The sequence below is a fragment of the Erythrobacter sp. LQ02-29 genome, assembly GCF_022576075.2.
Taxonomy (GTDB): Bacteria; Pseudomonadota; Alphaproteobacteria; order Sphingomonadales; family Sphingomonadaceae; genus Alteriqipengyuania.
The window spans coordinates 246,791-262,444 of record NZ_JANCNT010000001.1 but is presented as its reverse complement, the minus strand read 5'-3'; the positions used below and the strand labels follow the sequence as shown (position 1 = coordinate 262,444).

12 protein-coding genes are annotated in these 15,654 nt (G+C 64.6%); 8 read left to right on the top strand and 4 right to left on the bottom strand.

Annotated features, from left to right (window positions below; genetic code table 11):
* Positions 1–13: 13 nt before the first annotated feature.
* From cysN to MKP08_RS01240, 3 genes are all read right to left on the bottom strand, one after another.
* Complete coding sequence (gene cysN, locus MKP08_RS01250; protein WP_241554562.1) at positions 14–1,939, bottom strand: sulfate adenylyltransferase subunit CysN; 1,926 nt, start codon at positions 1,937–1,939, stop codon at positions 14–16.
* Position 1,940: 1 nt separating this feature from the next.
* The gene (cysD, locus tag MKP08_RS01245; protein ID WP_241555498.1) at positions 1,941–2,852 is read right to left on the bottom strand and encodes a sulfate adenylyltransferase subunit CysD; all 912 of its coding nucleotides are present in this window, start codon (positions 2,850–2,852) and stop codon (positions 1,941–1,943) included.
* Positions 2,853–2,986: 134 nt separating this feature from the next.
* Positions 2,987–3,352 (bottom strand): hypothetical protein, encoded by a 366-nt coding sequence (locus MKP08_RS01240; RefSeq protein WP_241554561.1) that lies wholly within the window; start codon positions 3,350–3,352, stop codon positions 2,987–2,989.
* On the opposite strand from MKP08_RS01240, the gene MKP08_RS01235 reads away from it, so the two are divergent.
* The 3 genes from MKP08_RS01235 (at position 3,342) to MKP08_RS01225 (ending at position 8,152) form a co-directional block, all read left to right on the top strand.
* Entirely contained in the window at positions 3,342–3,668 is a 327-nt protein-coding gene (locus MKP08_RS01235) for a hypothetical protein (RefSeq protein ID WP_241554560.1), read from the top strand. The two genes, MKP08_RS01240 and MKP08_RS01235, sit on opposite strands and share 11 nt — an antisense overlap.
* A 13-nt stretch (positions 3,669–3,681) precedes the next feature.
* The gene (locus MKP08_RS01230) at positions 3,682–5,337 is read left to right on the top strand and encodes a hypothetical protein (protein ID WP_241554559.1); all 1,656 of its coding nucleotides are present in this window, start codon (positions 3,682–3,684) and stop codon (positions 5,335–5,337) included.
* A 76-nt stretch (positions 5,338–5,413) separates the two neighbouring features.
* Positions 5,414–8,152: a TonB-dependent receptor domain-containing protein gene (locus MKP08_RS01225; RefSeq protein WP_241554558.1), complete on the top strand. Its 2,739-nt coding sequence runs from the start codon at positions 5,414–5,416 to the stop codon at positions 8,150–8,152.
* A gap of 69 nt (positions 8,153–8,221) precedes the next feature.
* Here MKP08_RS01225 and MKP08_RS01220 read toward each other — a convergent pair whose 3' ends face one another.
* Positions 8,222–8,899 carry a response regulator transcription factor gene (locus MKP08_RS01220; RefSeq protein ID WP_306300106.1) on the bottom strand — a complete coding sequence of 226 codons (678 nt, stop codon included), beginning with the start codon at positions 8,897–8,899 and terminating at the stop codon, positions 8,222–8,224.
* A 139-nt stretch (positions 8,900–9,038) separates the two neighbouring features.
* Here MKP08_RS01220 and MKP08_RS01215 point away from each other — a divergent pair, with 139 nt between their 5' ends.
* The 5 genes from MKP08_RS01215 to MKP08_RS01195 are packed head-to-tail and all read left to right on the top strand — an operon-like array spanning position 9,039 to position 15,648.
* Complete coding sequence (locus tag MKP08_RS01215) at positions 9,039–10,031, top strand: metalloregulator ArsR/SmtB family transcription factor (RefSeq protein WP_241554557.1); 993 nt, start codon at positions 9,039–9,041, stop codon at positions 10,029–10,031.
* Positions 10,028–10,966: a methylenetetrahydrofolate reductase [NAD(P)H] gene (gene metF, locus MKP08_RS01210; protein ID WP_241554556.1), complete on the top strand. Its 939-nt coding sequence runs from the start codon at positions 10,028–10,030 to the stop codon at positions 10,964–10,966. Before MKP08_RS01215 ends, metF begins: the two co-directional genes overlap by 4 nt.
* The gene (locus tag MKP08_RS01205) at positions 10,963–12,012 is read left to right on the top strand and encodes a homocysteine S-methyltransferase family protein (RefSeq protein WP_241554555.1); all 1,050 of its coding nucleotides are present in this window, start codon (positions 10,963–10,965) and stop codon (positions 12,010–12,012) included. Before metF ends, MKP08_RS01205 begins: the two co-directional genes overlap by 4 nt.
* Positions 12,013–12,025: 13 nt before the next feature.
* Complete coding sequence (gene metH / locus MKP08_RS01200; RefSeq protein ID WP_241554554.1) at positions 12,026–14,725, top strand: methionine synthase; 2,700 nt, start codon at positions 12,026–12,028, stop codon at positions 14,723–14,725.
* Positions 14,701–15,648, top strand: coding sequence for a sulfite exporter TauE/SafE family protein (locus MKP08_RS01195; protein WP_241554553.1), 948 nt, complete (start codon positions 14,701–14,703; stop codon positions 15,646–15,648). Before metH ends, MKP08_RS01195 begins: the two co-directional genes overlap by 25 nt.
* Positions 15,649–15,654: the final 6 nt, after the last annotated feature.

The following is a 15,654-nucleotide window of genomic DNA, read 5'->3' as shown; positions in this document are numbered from 1 at the left end:
CTGCTATCGGCCGCTATTTAAGCGGCATGAGCCGCTGCACGATGTAGTCTGCGGCTTCTTCCGCCGACATCTCAACCGTGTTTACCGTAATATCGGGGGTCTGTGGCTCCTCATACGGGCTGTCTATGCCGGTGAAATTCTTCAACGTCCCGCTTCGGGCCTTTTTATAAAGGCCCTTCTCGTCGCGCGCCTCGGCCACTTCCAGCGGCGTGTCGACAAAGATTTCGACGAACTCGCCATCGGCCAGCATCTCTCGCACCATCTCGCGCTCCGCACGGAACGGGCTGATGAAGGCGGTCAGGACGATCAACCCGGCATCGGCCATCAGCTTCGACACCTCGCCGATCCGCCGGATGTTCTCGATCCGATCCGCCTCGGTGAAACCGAGGTCCTTGTTCAGCCCGTGGCGGATATTGTCGCCGTCGAGCAGGAAGGTGTGCCGGTTCATCAGCGCGAGCTTCTTTTCGACTTCGTTGGCGATGGTCGATTTGCCCGAGCCCGAAAGGCCCGTGAACCAGAGGACCTTGGGTGTCTGGTTTTTCAGGTTGGCGCGCTCGCGCCGGGTAACGTCGGTCGGCTGCCAGTGCACGTTCTGCGCGCGGCGCAGGCTGAAATTGATCATCCCCGCCGCGACGGTCGCATTGGTGATCTTGTCGATCAGGATGAAGCCGCCGAGCGCCGGATTGTCCTGATACGGCTCGAACACGATCGATCGGTCGGTGTGCATCTCCGCGACGCCGATCGCATTGAGAGACAGCGTCTTGGCGGCCAGTTGGGCCATGGTGTTGACGTTGATCTCGTATTTCGGCTCCTGCACCGTGGCCGAGACGGTCTGCGTGCCGAGCTTCAGCCAATAGGCGCGCCCGACATGCAGGTCTTCGTCGGACAGCCAGACGAAGGTCGCTTCGAACTGGTCGGCGGTCTGGGGCGGATCGTCGGCATCCGCGATCACGTCGCCGCGCGAACAGTCGATCTCGTCGGCGAAGGTGATGGTGGTTGATTCCCCCGCCATCGCTCCGTCACGGTCTTCCGAGCTGTCGGCATCGGGCATCGCCACCACGCGCGCGACCGTGGTGGTCTTGCCCGACGGAAGCACGCGTACCCTGTCGCCCGGCGCGACGGTGCCAGAGGCGACGAGGCCGGCGAAACCGCGGAAGTCGAGATTGGGTCGGTTTACCCATTGAACCGGCATGCGGAACGGCTTCGCCCCTTCCACCTCGGAACTGACCTCCACCGCTTCGAGATGCTCGATCAGGCTCGGGCCATCATACCAGGGGGTGTTGTCCGATGGTGCGGTAGTGATGTTGTCGCCGCGGAAACCGGAGATCGGGATTGCGGTAAAATTCTCGATCCCGATGCCTTGCGCGAATTCGGCGTAATCGGCGCGGATCTGTTCGAAGGTTTCCTGCGAATAGTCGACCAGGTCCATCTTGTTGACCGCCAGCACGATGTGGCGAATGCCCAGCAGGTGGCACAGATAGCTGTGGCGCCGGGTCTGGACCAGCACGCCCTTGCGCGCATCGATCAGGATCACCGCCAGGTCCGCGGTCGACGCACCGGTAACCATGTTGCGCGTGTACTGTTCGTGTCCCGGGCAGTCGGCGACGATGAACTTGCGGTTCTCTGTATTGAAGAACCGATAGGCGACGTCGATCGTGATGCCCTGTTCGCGCTCGGCGGCGAGGCCGTCGACCAGCAGGGCGAAGTCGATGTCCTGTCCCTGCGTACCGACCCGCTTGCTGTCGTCCTCCAACGCGGCGAGCTGATCCTCGAAGATCATCTTCGAATCGTAGAGCAGACGACCGATCAGGGTCGACTTGCCATCGTCCACGCTGCCGCAGGTGATGAAGCGCAGCATGGTCTTGTGCTGGTGCCGCTCGAGGTAGGAATCGATATCCTCGGCGATCAGCGCGTCGGTCCGGTAGATCGGCTCGCTCATGTCAGAAATAACCCTGCTGCTTCTTCACTTCCATGCCGGCACCGCCTGCATCCTTGTCGATCGCGCGGCCCTGTCGCTCGCTGGTGGTGGTCAGCAGGGTTTCCTGAATGACTTCGGACAGCGTGGCGGCGGTGCTTTCGACAGCACCGGTCAGGGGATAGCATCCGAGCGTGCGGAAGCGGACCGAACGCATCACGGGCTCCTCGCCATCGTTTAGCGGGAAGCGATCGTCGTCTACCATCAGCAGCATGCCGTCGCGCTCCACCGTGGGACGCTCCGCCGCGAAATAGAGCGGCACGATCTCTATCCCTTCGAGCTGGATGTATTGCCACACGTCCAGCTCGGTCCAGTTGCTGATCGGGAAGACGCGGATGCTCTCCCCCTTGTTCTTGCGCGCGTTGTAGAGGTTCCACAATTCGGGGCGCTGGCTTTTGGGGTCCCAGCCGTGGCTGGCTGTACGGAAAGAAAAGATGCGCTCCTTCGCGCGGCTCTTCTCTTCATCGCGCCGCGCGCCGCCGAAGGCCGCATCGAAGCCATACATGCTCAGCGCCTGCTTCAGCCCTTCGGTTTTCCACATGTCCGTATGCAGCGAACCGTGGTCGAACGGGTTGATCCCCCGCTCCTTCGCTTCCGGGTTCTGGTGCACCAGCAATTCCATCCCGGTCTTTTCGGCCATCCGGTCGCGCAATTCGTACATCGCCCGGAATTTCCAGGTCGTGTCGACATGCAGCAGCGGGAACGGCGGCGGGGCGGGGTAGAAGGCCTTGCGGGCGAGATGCAGCATCACCGCGCTGTCCTTGCCCACGGAATACAGCATCACAGGCCGTTCCGCCTCGGCGGCGACTTCGCGGATGATATGGATCGCCTCCGCTTCGAGGCGTTCGAGATGCGTGAGCGGCCGGATCGCGGTCATGGCCGCGGAAAACTTGCGTCGGGCATGGACCGGTTCGGTACACATACGTACCTCGACCGTCACCAGCAAACGAGTATCAGTCCCGAAAGCGCACATTTGCCGCGCGCCGGGTTAACCGCCCACGCGATTGCAAATTAGCGCGACGCGGTTCGAACCGTATGAAAATCGCCCCGGTCGAGCGAGGCCAGTGCCTGAAGCGCCAGCTTGCGCGAATCGACCCATTCGCCTTCCGCGGTTTCCAGATCATACCGCTCGGCTCGCGCAGCGCGGGTGAACAGGTCGCGAGCACGGTCGGTATCCCCGGCACGGGCATAGGCAATGCCTAGGTTGATGAGCCGCGCGGCGCTATCTTCCATCCCGTCGTCGATGCGTTCCATCTTGCTGATAGCGGTGGCGTTCCGGTTCGCGGACAGTTCGTCATACGCGACCTCGATACGGTCGGATCCGCTGCCGGCCGCCTGTGCCAGCAGCATCGTAGCTACAACAGAAGTGATCATCATCTTTCTCCCACGCTTTATCGAAAGCGAAAATGACTCTCCTGACCCGCAACTGCAACAAAAACGTCATGATGTCATAAATACGTCATTGACGGCGCCCGGGCTCGGCTTTGGTTTCCCGCAACTTGGCGGGGGCGTTCCGAGTATCGGGGTCGTAACGGCCATCCCGCTGAAACTCGGGCGTGTCACGAATGTCATGTTTTTGCCGGAAAAATCTTCGGCGGCGCGGTCCATTCGGAAAATAAACTGTCACAAGCCGCGCCTAGTTCACGGAGATGCGGCGCGAGCGCTGCGCCTGTCGAGTCCTTCGACCAATTGAGGGGAATCCAACCGTGAAGCATATCAAACGCACTATCGTGCTCGGCTGCGGCCTCGCTGTCTTGACCGCGTGCGGGGCCGACGAAGTCGCCTCGCCGGGCACTTCCGGCAATGTCGACATCGACATTACCACGCCCGCACCGCCGCCGCCGCCGCCGCCGCCCACCAGCACGCTGGTGACACCGGCAGGTGCCTGCCCGACCCTGACCAACGATGGCAGCGTGGTCCTGGCCAATACCGGCACGATCACCGGCCCGACCGGCGAATATCGCAAGTGCGAACTGCCGAGCCGTATCGGGAAGAGCGTGACGCTGCCCAAGATCAACGGACTGCTCTACGTCATCCCCGGCCGCGTCGACGTCGGTTGCGACGGTGGCTTCAGCGCTCCGACCGCGGCTGCGCCCTACACCTCGACCACGATCGGCTGCACCCAAGCGCCGCTGACGGCCGACACCAACGTCACTCTGACGATCGATCCGGGCGTCATCCTGTATGCCAGCAGCGGCCAGGCGTGGATCGCGGTCAACCGCGGCAACAAGATCAACGCCGTCGGCACCGCAACCCAGCCGATCGTCTTCACCAGCCAGGACAACGTGGCCGGTCTCAACATCGATTCCTCGATCGGCCAGTGGGGCGGTGTGGTGCTGCTCGGCCGCGGTCGCATCACCGACTGTACGCAGGGCTCGGTGGCTTCCAACACGTGTGAGCGCGGCACGGAAGGCGCGGTCAACCCGGCCCTCTTCGGCGGCAACGACGATACCTACAACGCCGGCACCATGAGCTACTTCCAGATCCGCTATTCCGGCTTCGTCCTGTCTGCGGACAAGGAATTGCAGTCGCTGACCCCGTCGGGGATCGGTTCGGGCACGCAGCTCGATCACTTCCAGTCGCACAACAGCTCCGACGACGGTACCGAGTTCTTCGGCGGTGTGGTCAACATGAAGTATTACGTCGCAACCGGCGCCGACGACGACAGCCTCGACGTCGACACGGGCGCACGCGCCAACCTGCAATACGTGCTGCTGTGGCAGCGCCCCGGGCAGGGCGACGCGCTGATGGAAATCGACTCCAACGGGCTCGAGGGCGATACCCCGCGCACCGATCTCAGGGTCTCGAACTTCCTCGGGTACCAGCCGCAGACGAGTGCCAACAATGAAGGCGCTGACAAGGCGAGCGTGCTGTTCCGCGGCAATGCGGACGTGACGCTCTACAACGGTGCGATCATCACGCCGAACAACGAGTGTATCCGGCTGACGTCGAACACCAGTGCGGCCAACCGGGCGACTCTGACTGCGCGTTCCGTGGTCCTGCAGTGCTCGGGCACCGGTGACGCCAAGTTCATCGGCGATGGCAGCGGTGCTGCGCCGTACACCGCAGCGCAGGTGGCCACGGCCTTCGGATCGGGTTCGAACAACAACAATTCGGACTTCACCAACTCGCTGACCGGCTTCGTGAACGGCGCGAACGAGAACGGCGTGACCACCACCGATCCCGACGCGCTCAACACCACGCTGAGCGGTTCGAGCTTCTTCTCCGCCATGCCGACTCCGTATCGGATCGGTGTCGCCTGGGACGAGAACAACAGCTGGTACACCGGCTGGACCTGCAGCTCGTCCTACGCGAATTTCGGGACGAGCTCGAGCGCCTGCACCTCGCTGCCGACCACCTGAGGTAGCCGCCACTGACCCCGGGGGCGGCCGCCAGCGTGGCTGCCCCCGGTTTTCGTATCGAATGAGGGGAAACCAGATGTCCACCACATCGCGGGTCGCGGGCGTGCTGCTGCTGACCACTGCCTTGACGTGTCCGGCTCTTGCGCACGCGCAGACCGATCCGGCCACCACCAGCTCCGCCCCGCAAGCGGACATTCCGACCGATCAGGGCGACCAGCCCGAGCCTGTCCCGCAGGACGAGGAAGTCGAGGTTTCCGTACCCGGTCAGAGTAACGTTATCGTCGTTACCGGTCGCCGCGACCGCAACGTCATGCGCTCGTCGGACCAGGTGGTCTCGATCCTTTCCAGTGCGGATATCGCGCGAACCGGCGAGGGCGACATCGCGGGCGCGCTCAGCCGCGTGACCGGCCTCAGCGTCGTCGGCAGCGGCTTCGTCTACGTCCGTGGCCTGGGCGATCGGTATTCGCTGGCCCTGCTCAACGGTTCGCCCCTGCCGAGCCCCGAGCCGCTCAAGCGCGTCGTCCCGCTCGATCTGTTCCCCACCGGGATCGTCGCGTCCTCCCTCGTGCAGAAGAGCTATTCGGCGAACTTTCCGGGAGAATTCGGCGGCGGCGTCATCAACCTGACGACCAAGGCTACACCCGACGAACCCTTCCTCACCATCGGCGGCGGCATATCGGGCGACACCTACACGACCGGCAATCTCGGCTATACCTACTACGGTAGCGACAGCGACTGGACCGGGTACGACAACGGCAACCGCAAGGTTCCGCCGGGCTTGCAGGACTATTTCGACCAAGGGCTGCTGTTCGGCACCGATCCGGTCGATTCCACCGCCATCGCGCGCCAGCTGATCACCTTTAAGAATACCGTCGTTCAGAAGATGAACGATACCCCGGTCAACGGCTCCGCCAGCCTGTCGGCGGGCAAGACTTTCCCGGTCGGGGCGATGGACCTCGGTGTGATCGCGGCTGCGGGATACAGCAATTCCTTCCTTACCCGTACGATCCGGCAGCAGCGTTCCTCGAGCGCGAACCTCGCCTCGATCGAAAGCGATTTCCTGAACGTCACGACCGATCAGAAGACGACGATCAACGGCCTGCTCGGCTTCGGTCTGGAATTCGGCGACAGCCGCGTTCGCTGGACCAATCTCTATATTCACGACACCATCAAGAAGGCGGGCCTCTCGCTCGGGCAGCGACCGGCCCAGCGCGGCGACACCGACTTCCTGCGCCAGCGTACGGCATGGTACGAGCGTCAACTGATCGACACCCAGCTGGTCGGCGAATTCCGCCTCTCGGAGATTTTCGGCCTCGAGGTTCGCGGCGGCTACGCCAACACGCAGCGCGAAGCGCCGGACGAGATCACCTTCGAATACGACCGTTCGAATGCCGAGGCCGATCCGTTCGGGCAGTATTTCGTCAACCGGCTCAACAACGGAAATGGCGGCGATGGCGAGATCGCCTTCTCCGACCTCAACGAGGATCTGTATTCCGGCGGCCTCGACCTAACCTACAACCTCGCGCCGAGCGTCACCATCACGGCGGGCGGTGCTTATTCCGATACGAAGCGCCGCAGCTCGCGCCGCAATTTCCTGCTCCTCGCGCCCAACACCTTCCTTGGAGATGCGAACGTCATCGGCGGTATCGGGCTGCTGCGGCCCGATCTGCTGGTCGCGACACTGACAGATCCCGCCTTCGTCGATGCGAATAACGGGAACGGGCTGGAACTGATCGAGACCGATCCGGGGACGCCCGTCTTCGATGCGGAGCTGGAAATCGCGGCCGGTTACCTGAAGGGCAACTTCCTGTTCGGCGATACGATCTCGCTCGATGCCGGCGTGCGCTACGAAGACGCGACGCAGACCACCACACCGGTCGAGACCTTCGTTTCGGTTCCGCCTTCGATCCCGCCGACGCAGCTCGATCGCAGTTATTGGTTGCCGGCCGCGACGTTGACCTTCGACCTAGACGGCGGCAAGCAAATCCGTCTCAATGCGTCGAAGACGATCGCCCGTCCGCAATTCCGCGAACTGATCGCGCAGCCCTACTACGATCCGGAATCGAACCAGCCCTATCTCGGCAACCCGCTGCTGGTGGACAGCCAGCTCTACAATGCCGAGGCACGGTTCGAATGGTATTACGCGCCGGAGCAGCGATTGTCAGTGTCCGGTTTCTACAAGCGGATCGAGAACCCGATCGAGGCCTATGTCAGCTTCTTCGGCGGGGATTTCGTCGTCTCTTACGCCAATGCACCCAGTGCCGACCTGTACGGGGCCGAGCTGGAGCTGGTGAAGTATTTCGACCTCAGCGAGATGGGCGGAATGCTCTCGACCCGGCGTGCGGTGGTGATCGGCAACTACACCTATACACAGTCGAACATCTCGGTTGAGGCCGGAGATACGACCGCGATTTACGGTGCTGCGTCGAGCAATGCGACGGACTATTTCCGCGACGGCTCGCCGCTGACGGGCCAGTCCGATCACATCGTGAACTTCCAGCTCGGACTGGAGGACGAGGACCGGCTGTCACAACAGACGATCCTGCTGTCCTATGCCAGCAACCGCGTGGTTGCGCGCGGGCTGAACGGCAGCACGCCCCAGCCCGACGTGATCGAGAAGCCGGGCCTGCAAGTCGATTTCGTATGGCGCGAGGGATTCAGCGTTTTCGGCACCGAGCTGGAGGCGAAATTCGAGGCACGCAACATCTTCGGCACGGACCACGAAGAGTTCCAGAAGTCCGAAGATGCACGGATAGAGTACAACTCTTGGGACGTGGGCACACGGCTTGCGTTGTCCCTGTCGGCCAAGTTCTGAAACCGGCGCATCGACCGGCGCCGGAGTGGGTTCTTTCCCCGCTCCGGCCCGGTCGATCGCGACGCCTGGCTAGCTGGCGTCGAAGACGTACCCGACCGAACGGATGGTGCGCAGCGGATCGCCCGCACCGGCTGCCTTAAGCGCCTTACGCAGCCGACCGATCCAGACATCGACGGTTCGTTCGTCCAGCGGCTGTTCTTGTTTGCCCAGCCCCTCTATAAGCTCGCGCCGGGTGAGGACCCGGTCGGCGTTCTCGGCGAAGAAGCGCAGCAAGCGAAACTCGTTGGGCCGCAGCGCCAGCCGCGTGTCGTTCCAGCGGGCCATCATCGCGACCCGGTCGATGGTTAGCGGGCCGAGCTCCACGATCTCGTTGCCCGAGCGATGGGGCCGCGCCGATTGCAGGGCCAGGATTCGGTCCAGCACGCCGTTGCGATCGAGCGGGCCGACCACGTAATCGTCGGCCCCCGCGGCCAGCGCCCGGCGCCGGTCGTTCTCGTCGTCCTGTTCCAGCACCATGGTGACGTGCGCGTCGCGCAGCCGCCGGTCGGCACGGACCCGGCGGCACAGTTCCAGGCCGGACATGGTCGGCAGGACCCAATCGATGAAGGCGAAGACGGGACCGTCCGCGAGCTGCAATGGTCCACCCCCGTCGAGCGGAGCGAAATGGAACCGCGCATCGTCGCTTTCGAAATCGTTCGCTGCGGAGGCCAGCGGCCCGGTAACGAAGATATTGACGGTACGCATCATCCGGCCCCTCTGACGGCGATGGCGTATCGCCGCCCGGTGACAGGACCGTGACAAAATCCGCTGCCTGAAGTGTTCGCGCCTGGCTGGACGGCGACAAGTTCGCTTGCACATATAACGATATCTTTATATGTGCCGTTGAATGCGGATCGAGGCCATCATGCGCGCGCTGGGCGATCTTACCCGATTGCGGACCATGCGGCTGCTCGGCACGATGGAACTCGCGGTGGGCGAGCTGGCGCAGGTGCTGGGGCAGAGCCAGCCGCGCGTTTCGCGCCATGTCGCGATCCTGTGCGACAGCGGCCTGGCCGAGAGGCGGCGCGAGGGAAGTTGGGTGTTCCTGCGTGCGCGGCTTGCCGATAGCGGGGATTTCCCGCTTGGTTCCGCCGTGGCCCGCCTGCTCGCCACCGCCGAGCGCGAGGACGAGGCCTTTGCCGTGCAATGCGAAGAGGATCGCCGGCAACTGGCCGCGATCCGCGCCGCGCGCGAGGATGCGGCGCAGACCTGGTTCGAAAGCTACGCCCGCGAGTGGGACGAGCTTCGCCGCCGGCACAGCGACGACGCGACGGTCGAGGCCGCGCTGGCCGACGCGCTTGCCGACGCGCCACTGGGCGAAGTGCTGGATATCGGTACCGGTACGGGCCGCATGGCCGAAATCTTCGCGCCCGAGGCAGAGCGGATGGTCGCGCTCGACAAGAGCCTCGAGATGCTGCGCGTCGCGCGCGCGAAGCTGCAGCATCTGCCGGCCGAAAGCGTCGAGCTGGTGCAGGGCGACTTCGCCGCCCTGCCGTTTGCCGCGCGCAGTTTCGATACCGTCCTGCTGCATCAGGTGCTGCATTTCGCGCAGGAGCCGGAGGTCGCGCTGGCGGAAGCGGCGCGGGTTTTGCGCCCGGGCGGGCGGATCGCGATCGTCGATTTCGCCGCGCACGGGCAGGAGGATTTGCGCGAGCGGTTCCAGCACGCCCGGCTCGGCTTCACCGACCGCGTCGTGCGCGAGATGCTGCAGCAGGCGGGGTTTCAGCCCGCCGAACCGATGGCGCTGGAAGACGGGGCGCTGGTGGTGAAGATCTGGCTCGGCACCCGCCGTGGCGGACCGGTCGCCGCGCCGCATGACAGGAAGGTAGCCACTCGATGACCACCCGCGCGCCAGCTCCGCTCGATCCCGTGCACGAAACCGATACGGCGCATGGCGATCCGCTGTTCTCCGGGCTGCCCGGCGATATCGAGGTGTCGTTCGAGTTCTTCCCGCCCAAGACGGAGAAAATGGCGCAGACCTTATGGGAAAGCGTGGAAACGCTGGCCCCTCTCGGCCCGCGCTTCGTTTCTGTCACCTACGGCGCGGGAGGGTCGACGCGCGAGCGCACGCACGAGCAGGTCGTGCGCCTCAACCGCGAGACCGCCATTCCCGCCGCCGCGCATCTCACCTGCGTGGAGGCGACGCGCGAGGAGGTGGACGAGGTCGCGCGCCATTACTGGGAAAGCGGCATCCGCCACATCGTGGCGCTGCGCGGCGATCCGCCCGACGGGGGAAGCAGATACACCCCCCATCCGGGTGGCTATGCCAATGCGGCGGAGCTGATCGCAGGCCTGAAGGAAGTCGGCCCGTTCGAGATTTCGGTCGGTGCCTATCCCGAAGTCCACCCGGACTCCGCCGACGAGCAGGCCGATCTCGACAATCTGAAGCGCAAGTTCGATGCGGGGGCGACGCGCGCGATCACGCAGTTCTTCTTCGAACCCGACTGCTTCTTCCGCTTCCGCGACCGTGCCGCCGCGGCGGGTATCGACGGGGAGATCGTGCCCGGCATCATGCCGGTGATGAGCTTCGCCGCGGTCGAGCGCATGGCCGGGCTGTGCGGGACCGCAATTCCCGGGTGGATGGCGGGCCTTTTCGACGGGCTGGACGAGCGGCCGGCCGCACGCCAGCTGGTCTCCGCCACCATCGCCGCCGAACTGTGCCGCCGCCTGTATGCAGGGGGCGAGCGGCAATTCCATTTCTACACCCTCAACCGTGCTGAGCTGAGCTACGCGATCTGCCACATGCTCGGCCTGCGTCCGAAGGAAGCGGCATGACCACCGTTCGCGAGACCTTGCTGGCCGAAGCGGCCAAGGCGATCCTGATCAAGGACGGGCCATACGGCACCGCGATCCAGCGCGCGAAGCTGGGCGAGGAGGGGTATCGCGGCACCTACGACCTGAACCGCGACCAGAAGGGCAACAACGACCTCGTCAATCTGACGCAAGGCCAGCTGATCGCCGACATCTGTCGCAGCTACGTCGATGCCGGGGCGCGGGTGCTGGCGACCAACACCTTCAACGCGAACCGCATCAGCCAGGCCGATTACGGGGCGGAGCATCTGGTCGGCGACATCAACCGGGCCGCCGCGCGCATCATCCGCGAGGTGTGCGACGAGGCGACGGCGAAGGACGGCCTGCCGCGCTTCGTCGCGGGCGCGGTCGGCCCGACCAACAAGACCCTCTCGCTGAGCCCCGATGTCGAGGACCCCGGTTTTCGCGAAGTCGATTTCGACACGATGAAGTCGGTTTATCGCGAGCAGGCCGAGGCGCTGATCGAGGGCGGGGCGGACACGATCCTGATCGAGACCGTGTTCGACACGCTGAACTGCAAGGCGGCGATCATGGCGGTGAAGGAACTGGCGCGCGACCTGGGGAAGGACGTGCCGATGATGATCTCGCTGACCCTGACCGACCTGTCGGGGCGCAACCTGTCGGGCCATACGGTGGAGGCGTTCTGGAACGTCGTGCGCCATGCCGACCCCGTAACCATGGGGCTCAATTGCAGCTTCGGCGCGGACCAGTTGCGCCCCCATATCCAGCTGCTCAGCCAGATCGCCGATACACTGCTGATGGCCTATCCCAATGCGGGCCTGCCAAACGAGTTGGGCGAATACGACGAGGAGCCGGAGACCACCGCCGCGCTGGTGCGCCAGTGGGCGGAAAACGGGCGCGCCAACATTCTCGGCGGGTGCTGCGGCAATACGCCCGAACACATCGCCGCGATCGCGAAAGCGGTCGAGGGTCTGGCGCCGCGTCAGGTCCCGGATCGGCAGGACCGCATGCGCCTCGCCGGCCTCGAACCCTTCACGATCGCCGCGTGACTTGCTGGATAGAATGACCGACCAATCCGCCTCCTCGCGCTTCGTCAATATCGGCGAGCGTACCAATGTGACCGGCTCGGCCCGGTTCAAGAAGCTGATCATGGCGGACGACTATGCGACCGCCGTGGAGGTCGCGCGCGACCAGGTCGAGAACGGCGCGCAGGTGATCGACGTCAACATGGACGAGGGGCTGCTCGACGCGAAGCACGCGATGACCACCTTTCTGAAGCTCATCGCGGCGGAACCCGACATCGCGCGCGTGCCGGTGATGATCGACAGCTCGAAATGGGAAGTGATCGAGGCGGGGCTCAAATGCGTGAGCGGCAAGCCGATCGTCAATTCGATCAGTATGAAGGAAGGCGAGGGGCCTTTCCTGGAACACGCCCGCAAATGCCTGGACTACGGCGCCGCGGTGGTCGTGATGGCCTTCGACGAGACGGGCCAAGCCGATACGAAGGACCGCAAGGTCGAAATCTGCAAGCGGGCCTACGAGCTGCTGACCGGAATCGGCTTCCCGGCGGAAGACATCATCTTCGATCCCAACATCTTCGCGGTGGCGACGGGGATCGAGGAACACGACCGCTACGGCCTCGATTTTCTGGAAGCGGTGGAGGAAATCAAGGCCGCCTGCCCGCATGCCAAGACCAGCGGCGGCCTTTCCAACCTGTCCTTCAGTTTCCGCGGCAACGAGACCGTGCGCCGCGCGATGCATTCGGTGTTTCTCTATCACGCGATCCCCGCCGGGCTCGACATGGCGATCGTCAATGCGGGCCAGCTCGACGTGTACGACGCGATCGACCCGCAATTGCGCGAGGCGTGCGAGGACGTGATTCTGATGCGGCGACCGGACGCGACCGAGCGGCTGATCGCGCTGGCCGAAAGCTACAAGGGCAAGGACCCGCGCGCCGAGAAGGAAGCGCAGGAATGGCGCGGCTGGCCGGTCGAGCGGCGGCTGGAGCATGCGCTGGTCAAGGGCATCGACGCGCATGTGGTCGACGATACCGAGGAAGCGCGCCAGGCCCTGGCCGACAGCGGTGGACGCCCGATCGAAGTCATCGAGGGCCCGCTGATGGACGGCATGAACGTCGTCGGCGACCTGTTCGGCAGCGGCAAGATGTTCCTGCCCCAGGTGGTGAAATCCGCGCGCGTGATGAAGAAGGCGGTCGCCCATCTGATCCCCTTCATCGAAGCGGAGAAGGACAAGCTCGCGCCTGAAGAGCGCAAGGCCAAGGGCAAGATCGTGATGGCGACCGTGAAGGGCGACGTTCACGATATCGGCAAGAACATCGTCGGCGTGGTGTTGCAGTGCAACGGCTACGACGTGATTGACCTCGGCGTAATGGTGCCGTGGGCGACCATCCTGGAGGCCGCGAACGAGAACCACGCCGACATGATCGGCCTGTCGGGCCTCATCACCCCTTCGCTGGACGAGATGGTGACCGTTGCCGAAGAGATGAAAACGGCGGAGATGTCGATGCCGCTGCTGATCGGCGGCGCGACCACCAGCAAGGTCCACACCGCGCTGCGCATCGACCCGGCGTACGATGGCCCCGTGATCCACGTGCTCGACGCCAGCCGCGCCGTCGGCGTCGCCAGCCGCCTGCTGAGCGATACCCAGCGCGACGGCTTCGTGTCCGACACGGCGGGCGAATATGCCAAGGTCCGCGACGCGCGCGCGGGCAAGGGGCAGTCCGAACTCCTGACCCTGGATCAGGCGCGTGAGAACGCGGCCACGGTCAATATGGCGGACAAGCCTGCGGCTCCCGCGCAGCCGGGCCTGCATGTCTATCACGACTGGTCGCTGGCCGAGCTCGTCGATTACATCGACTGGACCCCGTTCTTCCGCGCGTGGGAGCTGCACGGCAACTACCCCGCGATCCTGGAAGACGAGGTGGTGGGCGAGGCAGCAAGCAGCCTGTTCAAGGACGCGCAGGCCATGCTGGAACGGATCGTGGAGGAGAAATGGCTGACCGCGCGCGGCGTCGCGGGACTGTGGCCATGCCACCGCGATGGCGACGACGTGGTGATCCACCATCGCCATACGCAGGACCGGGTCAGCGCCGATGGCGGGACCTACGGCAACCAGCCGGTTCCCGATCTCGACCGCACGAACGAGGAAAGCGCGCGCGTCCCCTTCCTGCGCCAGCAGGTGAAGAAGAGCCGCGGGCGGGCCGATTTCTGCCTCGCCGATTTCATCGATCCTGCCGGCGACTGGATCGGGGGCTTCGCGGTCGCGATCCACGGGATCGAGGGGCCTTCGCAGCGCTTCCTGGCGGACAAGGACGATTACTCCGATATCCTGCTCAAGGCGCTGGCCGATCGCTTTGCCGAGGCGTTCGCCGAACGGCTGCACCAGCATGTGCGGACCGATCTGTGGGGCTATGCGCCGGGCGAGCAGCTGACCAATGCCGCGCTGATCAAGGAAGAATATCGCGGTATCCGACCCGCGCCGGGCTATCCCGCCTGTCCCGATCATTCGCTCAAGCCGATCCTGTTCGACCTGCTCAATGCGCCGGAGAATACCGATCTGACGCTAACCGAGAACTTCGCCATGCTGCCGACCGCGGCGGTCAGCGGGTTCTATTTCGGGCACCCGGAATCGCAGTATTTCGGTGTCGCCCGCATCGGCCGCGACCAGCTGGAGGACTATGCGGCGCGTCGCGGGGTCGATATTGCCACGGCCGAACGATGGCTACGGCCCAATCTCGACTAAGCGCGCTGCCCGCGCATCGCCTGCCATGGCTCGGTGGGATCGGGCTGCTCGTGCTCTACCTCGCCTTGTGGGCGATCGTCCCGGTCGATTTCGACCTGCTGCGCGCGCTGCGGTTCCTGCCCGGAATCGGTGTGCTCGGCGCGATCATCGCCAACACTTCCGGCACCGGCGGCGGCGTTGTCTTCGTCCCCGTCTTCAATGCTATGCGCGACCAGGGGATCATGGGGCTCGACCCGCTCCAGATCGTCGGGGTCTCGATGGGCATCCAGAGTTTCGGCATGACCATGGGGGCGCTGCGCTGGACCGACCGGCTGCTGCATCAGCCAGCCATCGCGCCGCAGGCTGTCGAAGCGGCGGTAAGGCCGCGCGATTACGCCACCGTAGTCGTCGCGACCCTCGCGCTTTCGCTGCCGACCATGCTGCTGGTCCAGCGCGCCGTGGCATTCGACCCGCATGTCGTTCTGATGGCGTACAAGGCCTTCTCGATCGCGCTCGGCCTGGCGCTGATCGCCAGCACCTGGACGGTCAACCGCGTCCGGGCGGAGCAGGGGCGGCTGCTGCACCTCGATCTCGCGGTGGTGATGATGCTGGCGATACCGGGCGGGGCGCTGACCGCGCTTTTCTCCGTCGGTGTGGGAGAACTCGTCGCGCTCTATCTCTTCATCCGCCATTATCCCGTCCTGCTGTGCACCGGGGCGGCGTGCGTCATCTCCTCGGTCAGCGTGATCGCGGGCAGCCTCTGGCATATCGAGGCGGGCACCATGCAGTGGGAGGTCGTGTTGCTGGCCGGGCCGGGCGCGGCGCTGGGCGGTTTTCTCGCCCGCCCGATCGCGATAAAGCTCGGCGCGAAGCGGCTCAAGACGCTCGACGGGACGTGGATCGTCTTGTCCGCCTGCTATCTCCTGTGGCTCAACATGCGTTGACCCTTC